12 protein-coding genes are annotated in these 13,856 nt (G+C 75.1%); 5 read left to right on the top strand and 7 right to left on the bottom strand.

Features of this window, described 5'->3' with window-relative positions; all coding sequences use genetic code 11:
- Positions 1 to 149 precede the first annotated feature (149 nt).
- The gene (locus tag ACYVDA_RS07165; RefSeq protein ID WP_460816544.1) at positions 150 to 1,511 is read right to left on the bottom strand and encodes a helix-hairpin-helix domain-containing protein; all 1,362 of its coding nucleotides are present in this window, start codon (positions 1,509 to 1,511) and stop codon (positions 150 to 152) included.
- A gap of 206 nt (positions 1,512 to 1,717) precedes the next feature.
- Between ACYVDA_RS07165 and ACYVDA_RS07160 the strand changes: the two genes are divergently transcribed.
- On the top strand, positions 1,718 to 2,191 hold the full coding sequence (locus tag ACYVDA_RS07160; RefSeq protein ID WP_460816542.1) for a hypothetical protein: 474 nt from the start codon (positions 1,718 to 1,720) through the stop codon (positions 2,189 to 2,191).
- 36 nt (positions 2,192 to 2,227) lie between these two features.
- Here ACYVDA_RS07160 and ACYVDA_RS07155 read toward each other — a convergent pair whose 3' ends face one another.
- From ACYVDA_RS07155 to ACYVDA_RS07145, 3 genes are all read right to left on the bottom strand, one after another.
- On the bottom strand, positions 2,228 to 3,529 hold the full coding sequence (locus tag ACYVDA_RS07155) for an HNH endonuclease signature motif containing protein (RefSeq protein WP_460816539.1): 1,302 nt from the start codon (positions 3,527 to 3,529) through the stop codon (positions 2,228 to 2,230).
- A 175-nt stretch (positions 3,530 to 3,704) separates the two neighbouring features.
- A complete protein-coding gene (locus ACYVDA_RS07150) occupies positions 3,705 to 4,700 on the bottom strand; it encodes a DegV family protein (RefSeq protein WP_460816537.1) in 996 nt (331 codons plus the stop codon).
- Positions 4,701 to 4,710: 10 nt separating this feature from the next.
- A complete protein-coding gene (locus ACYVDA_RS07145) occupies positions 4,711 to 6,228 on the bottom strand; it encodes an MFS transporter (protein WP_460816536.1) in 1,518 nt (505 codons plus the stop codon).
- Positions 6,229 to 6,344: 116 nt separating this feature from the next.
- On the opposite strand from ACYVDA_RS07145, the gene ACYVDA_RS07140 reads away from it, so the two are divergent.
- Positions 6,345 to 6,992, top strand: a complete 648-nt coding sequence (locus tag ACYVDA_RS07140; protein WP_460816534.1) for an NAD(P)H-binding protein — start codon at positions 6,345 to 6,347, stop codon at positions 6,990 to 6,992.
- A gap of 74 nt (positions 6,993 to 7,066) precedes the next feature.
- On the opposite strand, the gene leuS is transcribed toward ACYVDA_RS07140, so the two are convergent.
- On the bottom strand, positions 7,067 to 9,577 hold the full coding sequence (gene leuS / locus ACYVDA_RS07135; RefSeq protein ID WP_460816532.1) for a leucine--tRNA ligase: 2,511 nt from the start codon (positions 9,575 to 9,577) through the stop codon (positions 7,067 to 7,069).
- 281 nt (positions 9,578 to 9,858) lie between these two features.
- On the opposite strand from leuS, the gene ACYVDA_RS07130 reads away from it, so the two are divergent.
- Genes ACYVDA_RS07130 through ACYVDA_RS07120 form a run of 3 tightly spaced genes read left to right on the top strand, consistent with a single transcriptional unit; the run spans position 9,859 to position 12,721 of the window.
- Positions 9,859 to 10,971: a hypothetical protein gene (locus ACYVDA_RS07130; protein WP_460816529.1), complete on the top strand. Its 1,113-nt coding sequence runs from the start codon at positions 9,859 to 9,861 to the stop codon at positions 10,969 to 10,971.
- Positions 10,968 to 11,882 (top strand): ABC transporter ATP-binding protein, encoded by a 915-nt coding sequence (locus ACYVDA_RS07125; protein ID WP_460816527.1) that lies wholly within the window; start codon positions 10,968 to 10,970, stop codon positions 11,880 to 11,882. Before ACYVDA_RS07130 ends, ACYVDA_RS07125 begins: the two co-directional genes overlap by 4 nt.
- Positions 11,879 to 12,721, top strand: coding sequence for an ABC transporter permease (locus tag ACYVDA_RS07120; protein ID WP_460816525.1), 843 nt, complete (start codon positions 11,879 to 11,881; stop codon positions 12,719 to 12,721). The genes ACYVDA_RS07125 and ACYVDA_RS07120 overlap by 4 nt, the downstream gene beginning before the upstream one ends.
- 6 nt (positions 12,722 to 12,727) lie before the next feature.
- On the opposite strand, the gene ACYVDA_RS07115 is transcribed toward ACYVDA_RS07120, so the two are convergent.
- Positions 12,728 to 13,483 (bottom strand): esterase/lipase family protein, encoded by a 756-nt coding sequence (locus ACYVDA_RS07115; RefSeq protein ID WP_460816523.1) that lies wholly within the window; start codon positions 13,481 to 13,483, stop codon positions 12,728 to 12,730.
- A gap of 52 nt (positions 13,484 to 13,535) precedes the next feature.
- A complete protein-coding gene (locus tag ACYVDA_RS07110) occupies positions 13,536 to 13,844 on the bottom strand; it encodes a hypothetical protein (protein WP_460816521.1) in 309 nt (102 codons plus the stop codon).
- Positions 13,845 to 13,856: the final 12 nt, after the last annotated feature.

Raw genomic sequence — 13,856 nt, 5'->3', positions numbered from 1 at the left:
TGCGCGCAGGTCGATCGGGTCGCGCCGGTCGTCCGCCTCCGGCTCGGTGCCGCCGGCACCCCGCGGCCCGGGACCGCCCCTCGGTCCCGGGGTGCCCCTCGCCCCCGGGCCGCCCCTCGGTCCGGGGGCGCCCCTCGGTCCGGGGGCGCTCACAGCGTCGCGTGGGGGGCCAGGTCGGCGAGGGTCTTGTCGCCGATCCCGTCGACCTCGAGCAGCTCGTCGACCGAGGAGAAGGCGCCGTGGGCGGTGCGCCAGTCCAGGATCTTCTGCGCCGTCACCGGCCCGACCCCCGGCAGGGTGTCGAGCTGGTCCAGCGTGGCGGTGTTGAGGTTGACCAGGGCCCCGGCGGGCTGGGCACCCGCCGGGGCGCCGGCCACGCTCCCGGCCGCGGCCGATCCGCTCGTCGCCGACGTGCCGGCCACGCCGACGAGGATCTGCTCCCCGTCGACCAGGACCCGCGCCAGGTTGAGCGAGGACAGGTCGACCCGACCGCGCGCCCCGCCGGCCCGGCGTACGGCGTCCACGACGCGCGACCCGGCCGGCAGCGTGGCCACGCCAGGACGACGGACCTTGCCGGCCACGTCGACGGTCACCGTGGAGCTGCCCGTCGAGCCGGCCGCCGAACCCGCCGAGGTGCCCGAGGTCGGCGCCCCGGACGCGGCGGCACCCGACGTGCCTGCCGACGTCCCGGCCGCGGGCGACGCGGTGCCCCCGCCCGGCCCCGGGGCGGCGTCCACCAGGGGCGACGACGACGCGGCGGGCGCTCGACCGGCCGTGGCGGCGACCAGCTCGCCCCGGTCGCCCGACCGCAGCACGACCACGGCGGTGATCCCCAGGGCCAGCACGACGAAGCCGATCACCAGGGCAGCCGGCCCGGAGCCCAGCCAGGCCCGTCCGCGGAAGGTGTCGGGCACCTGGTCGGCGACCCAGTCCCCCATCCGCGACAGGGCCCCGGGACGCGCCGTCCGCAGGTGCCGCCCGGCCGGCGGCACCGCCCGCCCGACCGGCAGGTCGTCCAGCCCGTCGTCCCAGGCGTCCCCCTCCGCGCCCGGGACGACCTCCGACGCCTCACTCCGGCCACCTGAACGGTGGCCGTGGTCCGACCGCGACCCCACCGGCACCGGCCGACCCAGCCCCAGCTCCAGCCCAAGCGGCCCACCCGGTCCCAGCGAGTTCCCCGGTCGGAGCACGTCCCCGAGGGCGGCGAGGTCGTCCCACCGTCCCGGGTCGAGCCCCTGGTCGGGCGCACCGGGCTCCTCGCCGTCGAGTCCGGACTCGTCGTGGGGCGGGAGCGGGTGGCCACCGGAGCCGAGCGGACCGGTCGGCCACGGATCGGCCTCCTGCTCGGGCCCCGCGCCGCGAGCCTCCTCCGACGCGCCGTCGTCGGACGCGACCACGTCGAGCCGACGCAGGCCTGCACGGTCCAGCTCGCGCGCCAGCAGCTCCAGCCGCCGGCGCGCGGCCTCCGCGACCTCGTCCTGCGCCTGTCGTCGTCTGCTCGGGACACCCATGCGCCAGACGCTAGGAACGGAGGCGGCCGTGGACCAGGCCCGTCCGGCGACCTGTGGACAAGGTCCCCGGACCACGGCGCTGTGGACGGCAGCGACGCCTGGCAGCCACCGGGCGGCCCGCGCACCGCCGCCGAGGTGGTCCGGGTGCGGTGATGCGGTGGCCTCGTCCCAGCAGCCCGCCGCGTCGCCCTCTAGCCTCTCCGGGTGTGACCCAGTTCCGCATCCGGTGGCCCGTCGCGCTCGGGACCTCGCTGCCGGTGCCCGTGGCCCTCGGCGCCCTCCTCGGCCTCGTCATCCGTCCCGTGGCCCTGGGCGTGCTCGAAGGCGTGGTGCTCGCCGCGGTGTTCGGTCTGCTCGGGGTCCTGCGGGTGCGCCGGCGGACCTTGACGGTGCACGACGACGTCCTGGTCGTCCAGCGCGACCAGTACCGGCTCGTCGTCCCGTGGGCGAGCGTCACCGGGGTCCAGCGTCGACGCCACCAACGGGTCATGGCGGTGGAGGAGCTGGTGTGCTCAGGGGCACGGGTCGAGGCCGTGGACTCGCGAGGCCGGACCTCCCGACTCCCCGAGAAGCTCACGGGCCACCCGGCCCTGACCCGGGTGATGGTCAGCCTGTACGCCGAGGACTGGCGCAGCGGCCCCATCGGCGAGCGCGTGCGCGCGGCCGGCACCGTGGTCTGAGTCCGAGCTCTGGCGGCCCGCACCGCACGTCCCGGATCACTCGCGCCGGTGGAACTCGATCCGTCCGTCGGGAGTGAGGTGGTGGGTGTAGGCGGGGTCGTGGATGCGGCGGTGGTGGTGGCCGCAGAGCAACCGGCCGGTGGCGGTGTCGGTGCGGCCACCGGTCGACCAGGGGTGGTCGTGGTGGGCCTGGCACCAGGCGGGTGGGCGGTCGCAGCCGGTGGCGGTGCACCCCCGGTCGCGCAGGGCCAGGGCGAGGCGTTGGGTCCTGGTGTGCAACCGGCGGGCCCGACCGAGGTCGAGCGGCGCCGACGCACCGCCGAGCACCGCGGGGACGATCCGGTGGGCGCACGCCAGACGACGAGCCTCTCCCGCGCTGATCCGGTGCCCGGTGTCCAACCTGGCGACCCCGGCGGCGTCGAGGTCGGCGAGGAGCTGGTCGTGGCGCAGGGTGACCACGACCGTGATGTCTCCTCCACCGACGGTGGGCAAGGAGTCGGCGGGCAGGGCCTCGAGGAGCTGGGTGAACGCGATGCCGTGCCGCACCGGGGCCGGGAGGTCGGTGTCGATGACCACCTCGTCACCACGGACCGGGGACGCCAGCCCGGTGATGGCCTTGCCCAGGATCGCGCCGTGCAGGACGGGGATCACGAACCGGCCCCGCACCAACCCCTCGGGCGTCTCGGAGATGGTCAGCGACGTCTTGCGGGCCGCAGCCGCCTCCTGCGCCTCCAGCAGTCGGCCCTCGTGGGTCTCGGCGAGGTCCGGGGCGACCACCTCGAGCACCCGCGCCCCCAGGACCTCGAGGTCCTTCGCGTCGTGGACCGCGGCGAGGCGGACCAGGTGGACCTCGGCGGCGTCACGCTGCGCGTCGGTGACCGCGAAGGCACCGGTGCTCGGCAACCGGTCCAGGGCGCGGGTGATCACGCGGGCCTGGTCGGGGTTGACGACCCCGGCCGCCATCCCCGCAGCCACCCGGGTGCGGGTCGTCAGGGCCCGGCCGAGCGCGAGGTCGGAGCGGGCGTGCGTACTCCTCTGCCGGGTCTGGGTCGCGACCCACTCCGCGGCCGACGCGGACGCCTCCGCGCCGGTCGCACCCGACCGGTCGGCCTCGGCCAGCACCGCCAGGCGGATCGCCTCGAGCCGGTTGCCCGCCGTCGCCAGGTCGACCAGTACCCGCCGCATCTCGGCGGCGGTCAACGACCACACCGGCCGCGCACCTGCCCCGGTCAGCTGTCCCAACCTGGCCAGCAACCGATCCCCGAACTCCACCACCTCGTGCCCCGCAGCCCCGCTGCCGGACGCAGCGCCGGCAGGTCCGGGAACGGAGGTCGTCATGGGTCAACCCAACCAGCGACCACCGACAGGACAGCCCTCTGACCTGGCCTTTCGTCCAGATCGCGGACGTCACTTCAGCAACATTCGCAGAAACTCCCACCCAGCCCCACCGCGCCCCGACGGGTCGTCGGAGCACCTGGCTGCACGCCGCGGCGACCAGGCTCCGAGCGAGGCCTCAGACCCGGGGAGCCACCGTGACGGCCACGGTCCCCGGGCCCGTGTGGGCGCCCAGGACGGGGCCGAGCTCGAGGACCCGGACCTCCGCGGCGAGGAGGTCGCCGAGCCGCTCGGTCAGCGCGTCGGCGAGCTGCCAGGCCCGGTCGGGTGAGAGCAGGTGCGCCACGGCGACGTCGACCCCACCGGCGGTCCCACCAACCACGCCGCCGGCGCCCGCGTCGAGGGCCGAGGTGACGGCCAGCTCCTCGAGCCGGGCGAGGGCCTTGGACGCGGTGCGGACCTTCTCCACCGGGGCGACCCGACCCTCGACCAGGCGCAGGATCGGCTTGACGGCCAGGGCGGTGCCGAGCAGCGCGGCCGCGGCGCCGACACGGCCTCCGCGGCGCAGGTGCTCCAGGGTGTCGACGTAGAACAGCGAGGTGGTCGCCGCGGCCCGACGCTCGGCGGCCGAGGCCACGGCGTCCAGGTCGCCGCCGGCGTCGCAGGCCGCGGCGGCGGCCAGGACGGCGTACCCGGTGCCCATGCCGACCTGTCGGGTGTCCACCACCCGCACCGGCACCGGCGAGCGCTGCGCCGCGAGACGGGCGGAGTCGACGGTGCCGCTGAGCTCGGCGGAGAGGTGCACCGAGACGATCCCCTCGACGCCCTCGGCGGCCAGCTTCTCGTAGACCTCGACCAGGGCCTCGGGGTTGGGCCGGGACGTGGTGACCGGGTGCTTGCGGCGCAGCGCGTCCGCCACGCCCCCGGCCGTCATCGCACCCTCGTCCACCGGGTCGGCACCGTCGGAGGACCCCGGTCCGGACGAGGCGGCCGAGGAGGCGGCGGCCTCGGCGGACTCCTCGTACGCCGTCCCGCCCACCACCACCTGCAGCGGCACCACGACGATCCCGTGCTCGCGCGCCAGCTCAACGCCGAGCGAGGCCGTGGAGTCGGTCACGACGCCAATGCGCGGGACGCCGGCGGGTGAGCGCCGGTCGGCGGAGAGGTCGGGCACGGGCGCCAGGCTACCCACGCACCTCGTCCCCCGACCCCCCGAAGTCCGTACGCCGACGGACCAGGTCCGCGATCCCCAGCAGCAGCGCGACCACGACCAGCCCGATGGTGGTGTGCAGCGCCGAGGAGAACGCCTGAGCGTAGTCGCCGCGGGTGCCGGCCAACCGGTCGAAGAACTGGGCCAGGACCACCGCGACGCCGATCGCCGACCCGACCCGCTGCACGGTCTGCAGCAGCCCGCCGCCGGCACCGGCCCGGGCCGGGTCCACCTCGTCGAGGGTGAGCGTCACGTTGGGCGAGATCACCAGACCGCCGCCGATCCCGGCGAGCAGCAGGAGCGGCGCGATCTTCACGCCCACGGAGCCGTCGAGCATCGGCACGACCACGTCGAGGGCGACCAGCGCGACCGTGATCGCGACCAGACCGACGACGACCAGGGCGCGTCCGAAGCGCGACACGATCCGCCCGGCGGCGTACGCCGACACCGCCGACCCGACGGCAAAAGGCATCTGCGTGGCGCCGGCCTCGAGCGCGGAGTACCTCAACCCGTTCTGGAGGTAGAGCGTCAGCACGATGAAGATCGAGGTGAACCCGGCGAAGTAGAACGTGCCTAGCCCCAGCCCGAAGACGTAGGACCGCACCCGGGCCAGGGACAGGTCGACCAGGGTCTCGCGGCCACGCGCCGACCACGCCCGCTCCCACAGCACGAACACCACGAGCAGCGCCGCCGCCACGGCCAGCAGCCACCAGGGGCGCTGGGCCAGGGACTGCCCCTGGCCGCCCTCGACGACCGGCAGCAGGACCAGCACCATCGCCGCGGCGAACAGCACGACCCCGACCGGGTCCAGCGACTGGCGGCGGCCCCCCTTGGCGGCCGGCAGCCACCGGCGGGCCAGCACCAGCAGGGCCAGCCCGATCGGGAGGTTGACGTAGAAGACCAGGCGCCAGCCGAACTCCGGCCCGCCCAGCTGCACCAGCAGCCCGCCCAGCAGCGGTCCGATGGCGGTCGAGATCCCGATGCTGGCGCCGAACAGGCCGAACGCCCGCGCCCGCTCCGGACCCTTGAACAGGTTCTGGATGAAGCCCGAGACCTGCGGGGTGATCAGGCCGCCGCCGACACCCTGGACCACCCGGGCCACCGAGATCCACAGCGCACTCTGCGCGGCCCCGCACAGGGCGCTGGCCAGGGTGAACAGGGCCACGCCGACCATGAACACCACCCGGCGCGAGCGGGCGTCGCCCAGCCGGCCGGCCGGCACCAGGGCGACACCGAAGGCCAGGGAGTAGCCCGCGACCACCCACTGGATGTCGCTGTCGTCGGCGCCCAGCCCGCTCCGGATGGAGGGCAGCGCGACGTTGACGATGCTGACGTCGAGCAGGCACATGCCGCCCGCGACCAGGCACACGACCAGGGCCCGCCACCGGTCGCGGTGCCCGTCCCCGTCCGACCGGTCGGCCTGCGCGTCGTGCCGTTCGCCGGGTTGCTGCTCCGCCGGCACGTCGGCGGCCGGGACGCTGTGATCCACCACGCCCGACACGCTAGCCACCGCCCCCAGCGCCCCCGACCCGGCCGGCCCAGGCCCCCGCGTCGACGGGGCGTCGCAGGTCACCGTGACGTCCGGCCCGGGATGGGTACGTCGGGACCATGCGCATCGTCATCGCCGGAGGACACGGTCAGATCGCCCGCCAGCTGGGTCGGCTCGTCGCGGAGGCCGGTCACGACGCCGTCGGCCTGGTCCGCGACCCCGCCCACGTGCCCGAGCTCGCGGAGGACGGGATCTCGGCGACCGTGGTCGACCTCGAGAGCACCGACCTGGCCGAGATGACCGAGGCGGTCCGCGGCGCCGACGCCGTCGTGTTCGCCGCCGGCGGCGGGGCGGACGGCAACGCCGCCCGCAAGGAGACCGTCGACAAGGGCGCCGCGGTGCTGCTCGCGGACGCGGCCGCCGAGGCCGGCGTCCGCCGCTACGTGATGATCTCCTCGATGGGCCAGGACCGGATCGAGGAGGACTCCGAGGAGGTGTTCCAGGTCTACCTGCGCGCCAAGCGCGACGCCGACGCGCACCTCCGCGGCACCGACCTGGACTGGACGATCGTCAAGCCCGGCAAGCTCACCGACGACGTGCCCACCGGCCGGGTCGCGATCGCCGAGCACGGCGACTACGGCTCCGTCACCCGCGCCGACGTGGCCCACGTGCTGGCCGAGGTGCTCGAGACCGACTCGACCATCGGCAAGACCTTCGACGTCGTCGGCGGCGAGACCCCGATCGCCGAGGCCGTCGGCAAGGCCTGAGCCCACCGCCCACGACGTGCGACGGCCCGGCCCCTCACCTGGAGGGACCGGGCCGTCGCACGTGCCAGGGCGTCTCAGCCGGCGACGATGTTGACCAGCTTCGGCGCCCGGGTGATGACCTTGCGCACGGTCTTGCCCTCGAGCGCCCGCTGCACGGACTCGTCGGCCAGCGCGGCGGCCTCCAGGTCGGCCTCGCTCACGTCGGGGCTGACCTCCAGGCGGGCCCTGACCTTGCCCTGGACCTGCACGACCGCCGTCACGGACTCCTGCACCAGCAGGGCCTGGTCGACCAGCGGCCAGCCGGCGCGGGCGACGGTGGGCTCGTGGCCCAGCCGCTCCCACATCTCCTCCGCGGTGTACGGCGCGACCAGCGAGAGCAGCACCGCGACGGCCTCGACGGCCTCGCGCACCGCCGCGTCGTCCGGGCCCGGCCCGGAGTCGACGGCCTTGCGGGTGGCGTTGACCAGCTCCATGGTCCGGGCGACCAGCACGTTGAAGCGCTGGGTCTCCACCAGCTGCGCGGCGTCGGCCACGGTCCGGTGCGTCGTGCGCCGCAGCGCGGTGTCGCCGCCCTCGGCCGGGGTGCCGACCGGGGAGGTGACGTCGCCGGCCAGGCGCCAGGCGCGCTGGAGGAACTTCACCGACCCGCCGGGCGACATGTCGGCCCAGTCGATGTCGGCCTCGGGCGGGCCCGCGAAGACCATCGTCAGCCGCACGGCGTCCACGCCGTAGGCGTCGATCATGTCGCCGAGGTTGACGCCGTTGCCCAGCGACTTGCTCATGCCGCGGCCCTCGTTGATGACCTCGCCCTGGTTCATCAGCCGCGAGAACGGCTCGACGAAGTCGACCATGCCCATGTCGTGCAGCACCTTGGTGAAGAAGCGGCTGTAGAGCAGGTGCAGGATCGCGTGCTCGACGCCGCCGACGTACTGCGCGGCCGGCATCCAGTCGCGCACGGCCTCGGGGTCGAAGGGGCCGTGGGTGAACTGCGGGGAGCAGTAGCGGAAGAAGTACCAGCTGGAGTCGACGAAGGTGTCCATCGTGTCGCTGTCGCGCTTGGCGGGGCCGCCGCACTGCGGGCAGTCGACGTTGACCCAGTCCTCGGCCGCGGCCAGCGGCGAGACGCCCTTGGGCTTGAGGTCGGCCCCGCTCAGGTCGGGCAGCTCGACGGGCAGCTGGTCCTCGGGGACGGCGACCTCGCCGCAGGTCTCGCAGTGCACGATCGGGATCGGGGCGCCCCAGTAGCGCTGCCGGCTCAGCAGCCAGTCGCGCAGCCGGAAGTTCACGAACCGGGTGCCGGCGCCCTTCTCCTCGAGCCAGTCGATGACCCGGGTCTTGGCCTCCTCGATGCCCAGCCCGTCGAGCGAGATCTCGTCGTTGGCGGAGTTGATCGCCGGGCCGGCGCCGGTGAACGCCTCGCCGCCCTCGGCCTCGAAGCCCTCGGTCGGCTGCACGGTGCGGATCACGGGCAGGTCGAACTTCGCGGCGAACTCCCAGTCGCGCTGGTCCTGGCCGGGCACGGCCATGATCGCGCCGGTGCCGTAGTCGGCGAGCACGTAGTCCGAGGCCCACACCGGGATCCGGGCGCCGGTGACCGGGTTGACGGCCGTGATGCCCAGGTCGACGCCCGACTTGGGACGGTCGGTGGCCAGCCGGTCGATGTCGGTGGCCTTGCGGACCTCCTCGACGTACGCCGTCAGGGCCTCGCGCTGCCCGGGCGCGCACAGCTCGGCGGCGATCTTGGCGTCGGCGGCGACCACCATGAAGGTGGCGCCGAACAGCGTGTCGGGACGCGTGGTGAAGACCCGGACCGGGTCACCGGAGTAGTGCTCGGCCTCGATCACGAAGTCGACGTGGGCACCCTCGGACCGGCCGATCCAGTTGCGCTGCATGGCCAGCACCTTCGAGGGCCAGGTCTCCTCCAGGGGCACCATGTCGTCGAGCAGGCGCTGGGCGTAGTCGGTGACCTTGAAGTACCACTGCGACAGCTCGCGCTTGGTCACCTCGGCGCCGCAGCGCTCGCACATCCCGCCGACGACCTGCTCGTTGGCCAGCACGGTCTGGTCGTTGGGGCACCAGTTGACCGGGGAGAACTTGCGGTAGGCCAGGCCGCGCTCGCGGAACTTCAGGAACAGCCACTGGGTCCAGCGGTAGTACTCCGGGTCGGAGGTGTTGAGCCGGCGCGACCAGTCGAAGGAGATGCCGTAGCGGCGGAACGACTCGGCCTGGGTCTCGATGTTGGCGTAGGTGAACACGGCCGGGTTCTCGTCGCGCTTGATGGCGGCGTTCTCCGCGGGCAGGCCGAAGGAGTCCCAGCCGATCGGGTTCAGCACGTCGTACCCGCGCTGCCACCAGTAGCGGGCGATCACGTCGTGCAGCGCCATCACCTCGGCGTGCCCCATGTGCAGGTCGCCGCTGGGGTAGGGGAACATCGTCAGGGCGTAGCGCTTCTCCGCGCCCGGCGCCGCCGACCCGGCCCGGAAGGGGTCGAGCTCGTCCCAGACCGCGCGCCACTTCTCCTGCGCGCCGACGACGTCGTACGTCGCCTGCTCCGGCTGCTCGTGCTGCTCTGTCTGGTCGTTCACGGCCGCTCTCCTCTGTCGGTGTGCCTCCTGCGCCACCCCGGGCGGACCCGGGGCATGAAAAAGCCCCTCGCGCGGAGGGGCTGCCGCGTCGTCCTCGACGCGGCTAGGCGGGAAGCAGGACCTGGCTCACGCAGGCGATCCTACTGCCTCGCGACCGGCGCCCGCCCGGGTGCCAGCCGGGTCAGGTTCGAGTGGCGGCCGGGTGAGGGCCGGGCGCCCCTCCGACTGGCGGGCGACGCGGTCCGGCGGCCGCGTCAGGGCCCGGTCGTAGGTTGGGCGGCATGTCCGGCCTGCTGCGATCGCCCGCGACGCGCTGGCTGCTCGTGGGCCTGCTCGCGCTGGCCGTCGCTGCTCCCCCGACCCTGCTGCGGCTGCTGCCGGCCGAGGGCAGCGCGCTGTCCGCGACCCAGGCGCTGCGGCTGGTCCGGTCCTCGGCCGACCGCGGCTGGTCCGGCGAGGTCCGCGCGGTCGGCTCGCTCCAGGTGCCGCTGACCGGCTCGTCGTTCGGCGGCGTCGCCCGGCTGCTCGGCGAGCAGTCCGACCTGCGGGTGTGGTGGCGCGACGCCGAGCACTGGCGCGTCGACCGGATCTCCACCGGCGGCGAGCAGGACCTGGTCCGCGACGGGGGCTCGACGACCCGGTGGAGCTACGAGTCGGGACGGGCGACCTCCTCGGCGTACTCCCCGGTGCGGTTGCCCGACGACGCCGACCTGGCGCCGCCCGAGCTGGCACGCCGGCTGCTGGCCGCGGCTCGCCCGGCCGAGGTGAGCCGGCTGCCCGCGCGTCGGGTGGCGGGCCGCAGCGCCGTCGGGCTGCGGCTGCTGCCGGCCGACCGGCGCACGACGATCGACCGGGTGGACGTCTGGGCCGACACCGCGACCGGGCTGCCGCTGCGCGTGGACGCGTACGCCGTCGGCGACCGCGCCCGGCCCATCCTGACCACCGAGGTCACCACGCTCGACACCTCGCGGCCGCCGCGGGGCACGACCCGGTTCGTGCCCGCCCCCGGCGTGCAGGTGCGCCGCACGGCGGCCCTCGACGAGGCCGCCGGGGCCAACGCGTTCGCGCCCTTCCGGCTACCCGACCGCGCGGCCGGCCTGGCCCGCCGCGGCGACCCGGCCCGCTTCGGTGCCGTCGGGGTCTACGGCCGCGGCCCGCTCGCCGTCCTCGCGGTCCCCCTGCGCGGCTCGGTGACCCGGGGCCTGCGCGACCAGCTGAAGTCCAGCCCGGCGGCCGTCGACACCGGCGGCAAGGTCTCGTTGCGCATCGGTCCGCTCTCCCTCCTCCTGCTGTACGCCCCCCGCGGCGGCCTCCTGGTCACCGGCACCGCCACGCCACCGACCCTCGACCAGGTGGCGCAGGACCTCGTCGAGAAGGTGGTGGTGACCCGGTGAGCTCGTCCTCCGACGGGTGCGTGGTCCGCACCCACGCCCTGACCAAGACCTACCGCGGCGTGAACGCGGTCGACGCGGTCGACCTCGAGGTGCGCGAGGGCGACGTCTACGGCTTCCTCGGCGCCAACGGCTCGGGCAAGACCACGACCGTCCGGATGCTGCTCGGGCTGGTGCTGGCCACCTCGGGCACCGCCGAGGTCCTGGGCCGGCCGATGCCGGCCGCGGCCCGCGAGGTGCTCCCCCGCGTCGGCGCTCTGGTCGAGGGACCGGGCGCCTACCCCCACCTGTCGGGCCGGGCCAACCTGACGCTCTTCGACGCCGCCTCCGGACCGCACGTGGCCCGCGCGGCCCGGCGCCGCCGGGTGGGTGAGGTCCTCGACGCGGTCGGCCTGGCCCCCGACGACACGCGCCCGGTGAAGGCCTACTCCCTGGGCATGAAGCAGCGGCTGGGCCTCGCCGCGGCGCTGGTGCGGCACCCCCCGCTGCTGGTGCTCGACGAGCCGACCAACGGGCTGGACCCCCAGGGCATCCGCGACATGCGCGCGCTGCTGCTCGAGCTCAACCGGTCGGGCACCACCGTCCTGGTCTCCAGCCACCTGCTGGCCGAGATCGAGCAGATGTCGACCCGCGTCGGCGTCCTGGACCGCGGTCGGCTGGTGCTCCAGGAGGACCTGGCCGACCTGCGCCGCGACACCGGACGCGTCCGCGTGCGCACCCCCGACCCGGCCACCGTCGTGCGGCTGCTCGAGGACCGGGTGGAGCACCGTCGCGACGACGAGGTGTGGGTGCGCCACGACGACCCCGGCGCCCTCAACGAGCGCCTGGTGGGGGCCGGCGTGCGCGTGACCGAGCTGAGCCCCGTGCGCCACACCCTGGAGGAGATCGTCCTGGCCGCGAGCACCCGCCCATGATCCGCGTCGAGCTGTCGAAGATGCTGCGGCGACCCCGCACGTGGGTCACGATCCTGGCGCTGAACGCCCTGCCCACGCTGGTCGCGGTGCTGCTGGCCGTGACCGACCTCGGCCCGCGCCCCGGCACCGGCCCGCCGTTCCTCTCCGCCGTCCTCACCGACGGCACCCTCTTCCCCCTGGCCGCGCTGGGCATCGTGCTGCCGCTCTTCCTCCCGGTCGCCGTGGCCGTGGTGGGCGGCGACGCGATCGCCGGGGAGAGCCAGACCGGCACGCTGCGCTACCTGCTGGTGCGCCCGGTCTCCCGGGTGCGGCTGCTGGTGGCCAAGCTGGTCAGCGTGGTCGCCTTCGTCGTGCTGGCCGTGGCCGCGGTCGCGATCGTGTCGTACGTCGAGGGCCGACTGCTGCTGGGCGACGGCACCGTCACGACCGCCGGCGGGGTCACCGACCCGACGACCGGGGCGGTGAGCGTCTCGGGCAGCCCGCTGACCCAGACCCAGATGCTGGAGCGCTCGGCCCTGGCCTTCGGCTACGTCGTGCTGGCCATGCTCGGGGTGGCCGCCATCGCGCTGTTCCTCTCCACCCTCACCGACTCCCCCGTCGCCGCCGCCCTGGGCACCATCGGCCTGCTGATCGCCTCGACGGTGCTGCTCGGCCTCGACGCCGCGGAGTCGCTGCGGCCCTACCTGCTCACCCGCTACTGGCTGGCCTTCGTCGACCTGTTCCGCGACCCGATCCGGTGGCGTGACGTCATCCACGGCGCGCTGGCCCAGCTGGCCTACCTGGTGGTCTTCGCCGGGGCCGCGTGGGCCAACTTCGCCACCAAGGACGTCGCGGGCTGAGACCGGTCAGCCGCCGCAGCGCACCCGGGTCGGAGTCGTCGGCGCGGCGGCCCCCAGGGTGCTGCGCAGGACCGCCAGCGTGACGGGGTCGCCGGGCAGGGCGGCGTGGGAGGTGGTGGCCCGCGGGCAGAGGTCCTGCACCAGCACGTCGAGAGCCCCGACCAACGAGGCCGAGTCCGTCGGCGTCACCGTGGCGTCGTCGCGGCTGCGCACCGTCGCCCACGCGGGTCCGGCCGGGGTCTCGTCACCGGCGTCCAGGCGGCGCAGCAGGTCGCTGCCGGTGGCCAGCTGCTCGCACGCGGTGGGGCAGCCACCGGCGACCTCCTGGGCCAGCGCGGCCACGTCGGTGCCGTGGTGCGGCGAGCCCACCGTGAGCACCCGGCGCACGACGTCCGCGCCGCCGTCGTCGCGCACGTAGAGCCGGGCCACGACTCCCCCGGCGGAGTAGCCGACCAGGTCCACCGAGGACGCCCCGCTCGAGCGCAGGGTCCGGCCGACCAGGTCGCGCAGCTGCCGGGCCTGTGCGCGCAGGTCCCCCTGGCCGTCGTCGGCCGGGCGCAGCACCGCGACGGTGCGCCCCTGGCGGCGCAGCTCGGCCACCAGCGGGGTCACGGTCGAGACCCGCCCGCCGTACCCCGGCACCACCACGACCGGCCCCGGTCGGCCCTGGTCGACCGCAGCGGGCCCACCGGTCGAGCCGACCACCGCCACGCCGGCCGCGACGACCACGACCAGCGCCAGCGCCCCGAGGACGACGAGCACCAGCCGGCGTCGGGCGGGGGCGAGCCCGTCGAGGATCAGGGCACGGTCCGGGTCACTCGTGCGCGGTCGGGGGCCGGTCCATGTCGTCGGCGCCGGTCTCGGACGCCGCCGGCACGATCACCGGGCGCAGGCGGGCCCAGACCAGGAACACCGCCGCCGCGACCAGCATCCCGAGCCCGGCCCACAGGTTCAGCCGCAGGCCGTCGGCGCGCTGCAGCTCGGCCTGCGGGGTGTCGAAGATCGCCACCAGCACCAGGACGAGGCCGAAGAAGCCGATCAGCATCCCGATGAAGTTGCGGATGTCGAACGCCCCCGCCTTGTGCGGGGTCTCGTCCTCGGTGCGTGCGTGGGAGTCGCTCATCGAAAGTGCCGC

Source organism: Nocardioides korecus (assembly GCF_054778395.1).
This window is presented reverse-complemented; position numbering and strand designations above follow the sequence as displayed.